Source organism: Brachyspira sp. (genome assembly GCF_050873525.1).
Lineage (GTDB): Bacteria > Spirochaetota > Brachyspiria > Brachyspirales > Brachyspiraceae > Brachyspira.
Window position 1 is genome coordinate 1 of the sequence record NZ_JBNMIZ010000237.1, and the last position, 3,838, is coordinate 3,838.

At 31.9% G+C, this 3,838-nt stretch carries 4 protein-coding genes; 3 read left to right on the forward strand and 1 reads right to left on the reverse strand.

Annotated features, from left to right (window positions below):
* Positions 1-33: 33 nt before the first annotated feature.
* A complete protein-coding gene (locus tag ACR0QS_RS11830; protein ID WP_432633655.1) occupies positions 34-1,071 on the reverse strand; it encodes a galactose ABC transporter substrate-binding protein in 1,038 nt (345 codons plus the stop codon).
* A 180-nt stretch (positions 1,072-1,251) separates the two neighbouring features.
* Here ACR0QS_RS11830 and gatC point away from each other — a divergent pair, with 180 nt between their 5' ends.
* The 3 genes from gatC to ACR0QS_RS11845 all read left to right on the forward strand — a co-directional run bounded on the left by gatC (position 1,252) and on the right by ACR0QS_RS11845 (position 3,567).
* The gene (gene gatC, locus ACR0QS_RS11835) at positions 1,252-1,581 is read left to right on the forward strand and encodes an Asp-tRNA(Asn)/Glu-tRNA(Gln) amidotransferase subunit GatC (RefSeq protein WP_432633656.1); all 330 of its coding nucleotides are present in this window, start codon (positions 1,252-1,254) and stop codon (positions 1,579-1,581) included.
* Complete coding sequence (gene lepB, locus ACR0QS_RS11840; protein ID WP_432633657.1) at positions 1,581-2,261, forward strand: signal peptidase I; 681 nt, start codon at positions 1,581-1,583, stop codon at positions 2,259-2,261. Before gatC ends, lepB begins: the two co-directional genes overlap by 1 nt.
* Positions 2,262-2,322: 61 nt before the next feature.
* Positions 2,323-3,567, forward strand: coding sequence for an MFS transporter (locus ACR0QS_RS11845; RefSeq protein WP_432633658.1), 1,245 nt, complete (start codon positions 2,323-2,325; stop codon positions 3,565-3,567).
* Positions 3,568-3,838: the final 271 nt, after the last annotated feature.

The window sequence follows — 3,838 nt, forward strand, 5'->3', positions numbered from 1 at the left end:
CTATATAAAGTATTAATTTAAATTTTATAAATTTTAATTATAAGCTTCCAAAGCGTCTTCAATATTATCTTTCGTAATCGCTTTATAAGGAACTCTAACCGCTTTTACATCGTCAAGTTTATAATCCGTTCCGTCCAAAACATCTTTTCCCGAAGCGACATTCAAAACCATATCGACAACCGCTTTCGCCTGGTCTTTAGGACTTTGTAAAACCGTGCCGAGTATCGAGCCTTTTCTTATCTCTTCGATAACTTCTGGAATGGCATCGACTCCGACTATTGGAATAAATTTGTTATTATCTCCTATATTATAGCCTTGAGCCTGAATGGATTTTAAAGCGCCCAAAGCCATAGAATCGTTATTTGAAAATATAAATTCTATACTGTCTCCGTATTTTTTTATCCAAGTATTCGCTATATTTTGAGCCTGAAGAATATCCCAATTCGCAGTTTGTTCGTCAAGCTGCTCCAAAGCTATTCCGTTTTCCGTTAATATCGCTTTTATTCTTTCCGTTCTGCCTTCCGTATCGGGATGCCCCGCGAGTCCTCTTAATAAAAGATATTGAATTTTTCCGTCTCCGTTTTTATCCCATTGAGGATTTGAATTCCATGCATTTAAAACCATTTCGCCTTGAATGTCGCCCGATTCTCTGCTTTTAGTTCCGACATACCAAACTTTATCATAACTCATAATATGTTCCAATCGAGGTTCTATATTAAAAAATATTACGGGAATTCCAGAAGCTTTCGCCTTGTCTATAACCATATTCGCGGACATCGGGTCGACTAAATTGATAGCCAAAGCGTCAACTTTTCTTTGAATTGCCGCGTCTATTTGGTCGTATTGTTTAGCTTGGTCGTTTTCCGAATCGTTCATAATAAAAGAAGCTTTTCCCGTTAGCATCGATTCGATATTTCTTCTCATAAAAGACAAAAAATTATCGTTATAGCTGTAAATCGTTATTCCGAGTCGAGGCTGCCCGTCTTTTTTAGAATTTTCTTCAGAACAACTTATAAACGAAACTAATAAAATAATAAAAGTAAAAAATAAAGAAATAATTTTTTTTGTCATATTTTCTCTCCAATTTTGAAATATTTTTAAAATCTATTAAATTATAGTTTAATAGATTTTAATGTCAATATTATTATTATTTTATTTTTAAAAAAAATTATATATTGAAAAATAATAATTTTATGCTATATTATTAAAATCATTTTAAGAAAATTTTTAGAAATAAGGAAATTATTAATTATGAAAACGGATAGAGAAGAATTGGAAGCGCTTTTATATCAAACGAGATTAAGAATAGAAGAAAATCAAAAAGAAGAAATGTTAAGCAGATTAAATAAAGATTTGGAATTTATCGAAGATTTATTTGATGTCAATGTCGATAATATTCCGCCGCTTTATCATGTAATCGAATTGCCAGAATATTTAAGAGAAGACAAAGAGGGCGAAACTTTAGACAACGAAACCATAATGAATCTTTGCAGGAGCGGAGAATACGGTTATATAGTCGTTCCCGCGGTTCCAGCGGCTTTGGAAAATAGCGAACATCAGGCAAAAAAAATTAAAAAGTAATGCGAGAAAAAACAAAATTTTTTATATTCAATATAGCCGTTTTATTTAAAATTTTTGTAAGAATTATTTTAGGATTTATAATCGCTTTTTTTATTTTTGGAATTCTTACGATATTTGTCAGGTTCGATAAAATGAAAAGTTCCTCTATGTCAAATTCCACAAAAAATTCTATAGAAGAAAACGATACGGTAATAACTTCAAAATTAAGATACGCGATTGCAATCAAACCTTTCGTATCTTCGCTTACGGGAAAAACGATTATATTTTCAAGACCTAAACGAGGCGATATAATATTTATGACGGACCCGAGAAGTTCGAGCGAAAATTTTATAAAGAGATTTTTTTCTTATGTCGTTTATTTTGCCACTTTCGGAAATGTCAATATTTCTAAAAAAAGATATTTGATAAAAAGAATTATCGGACTTCCAAACGAAACGATAGAAATAAGAGAAAAAAAAGTTTATATCAACGGAAGCCTTTTGGAAGAAACTTGGGCGAATATAAATAACGATTTGCGAATTTTGAATTCGGAAGTTTCGGGGCGAGATAATTTCGGACCTTATATTGTCGGCTATAACGAATATTTTGTTATGTCGGATAATAGAGATTACGGATACGACAGCAGAGATTTCGGAAGCGTCAATTTTTCTTTTATCAACGGAAAAGTAATCAATCGTTAATATTTGAATTTTTATATTTTCTATAATATAATCTTTTCGATTTTTAATTTGGAATTTTAAAATGAAATTTAATATAAAATTTAATTATACTCATACTCTTTACGCGAGTTATCTCTGTTATATAGTTCAAGCGATAGTTAATATATTTCCAACTTTAATTTTTATTTCTTTTCAAAGAGATTTTGGAATTTCGGTTGAAAGAATCGCCTTTTTGATTTCGTTTAATTTTATAATTCAAATGCTTATAGATTTTTTGGCGGCTAAATTTGTAGATAAAATCGGCTACAGAATTTCAATCGTCTTTGCAAATATCTGCGCGGGAATAGGTTTTATATTATTAGGAATTTTGCCTTTTTATATAAATCCTTTTATTGCAATATTGATAAGTTATTTTCTAAATGCAATCGGCGGCGGAATGATAGAAGTTTTGGTAAGCCCGATAGTCGAAGCGCTTCCCGAAAAACAAAAAGTAAAGGCAATGAATATACTTCATTCATTTTACTGCTGGGGGTTAATGTTAGTCGTTATATTTTCAACCGCATATTTTAGAATATTTGGAATAAAAAATTGGAAATATTTATCTATCTTTTGGGCTGTTTTTCCAATAGTTTGCTCGATTTTATTTTTGAAAGTTCCAATAAACACTTTAAAATCGGAAGTTGAAGAAAATAATTCGGTTTCATTAAGAAAATTATTATCCGTTCGTATAGTTTTTGCTTTTATAATATTAATGGTTTGCTCGGGAGCTTCGGAACATGCCGTAGTTCAATGGGTTTCGTTTTTTGCGGAAGTCGGGCTTAATGTAAATAAAAGCGTTGGCGATATTTTCGGAACTTGTATGTTCGCTTTTTTTATGGGAGCGGCTAGATTAATTTACGGAATGAAATCGGAAAATATAGACATAAATAAAGCTTTATCAGTAACTTCAATTTTATGCATAATCGGTTATATTATAATCGTATTCAGTCCGTTTGCATTTTTATCGTTAATAGGCTGCGCTATTGTGGGGCTTTCGGTTGGAATAATGTGGCCATCCGTATTCAGTTTGGCTTCAAAGACTTATCCAAAAGGCGGAACGGCTATGTTTGCCGCACTTGCTTTGGCGGGCGATGTGGGATGTTCGATAGGACCGGGAATTGTTGGAATAATTTCAAATAATAAAACTATAGTCGATAAATTTTCTTATATAATTTCAAATAACGATATTACTCAAATAGGATTAAAAGCTGGAATATTTTTCGCGATAATTTTTCCATTATTAATGTTTACGATTTTATTTATTTTAAGAATTAGTAAAAATAAATAACGGATTGCCACGCCCTTTAGTGAAAACCCATTGTTATTTGTGTGGATTGCTTCACTTCGTTCGCAATGACTGTATTTTTCGTCATTCGCTCTGCGTCCCTGCGGGAACGAGCGAAGCGAAGTAATCCAATTAAAATAAAATTTTATTTTAAAATTTAATTCCATTAATAGTGGATTGCTTCGCATTATAAATGCTCGCAATAACATGTGCTTTTCGTCATTCGCTCTGCGTCCCTACGGGAACGAGGGCTTTAGCCCGAAGTAATCTATTC

Excerpts from the sequence above, each read along its gene's own strand:
- gatC (WP_432633656.1), top strand. The coding sequence starts at position 1,252 with ATGAAAACGGATAGAGAAGAATTGGAAGCGCTTTTATATCAAACGAGA.
- lepB (WP_432633657.1), top strand. The coding sequence starts at position 1,581 with ATGCGAGAAAAAACAAAATTTTTTATATTCAATATAGCCGTTTTATTT.
- ACR0QS_RS11830 (WP_432633655.1), bottom strand. The coding sequence starts at position 1,071 with ATGACAAAAAAAATTATTTCTTTATTTTTTACTTTTATTATTTTATTA.
- ACR0QS_RS11845 (WP_432633658.1), top strand. The coding sequence starts at position 2,323 with ATGAAATTTAATATAAAATTTAATTATACTCATACTCTTTACGCGAGT.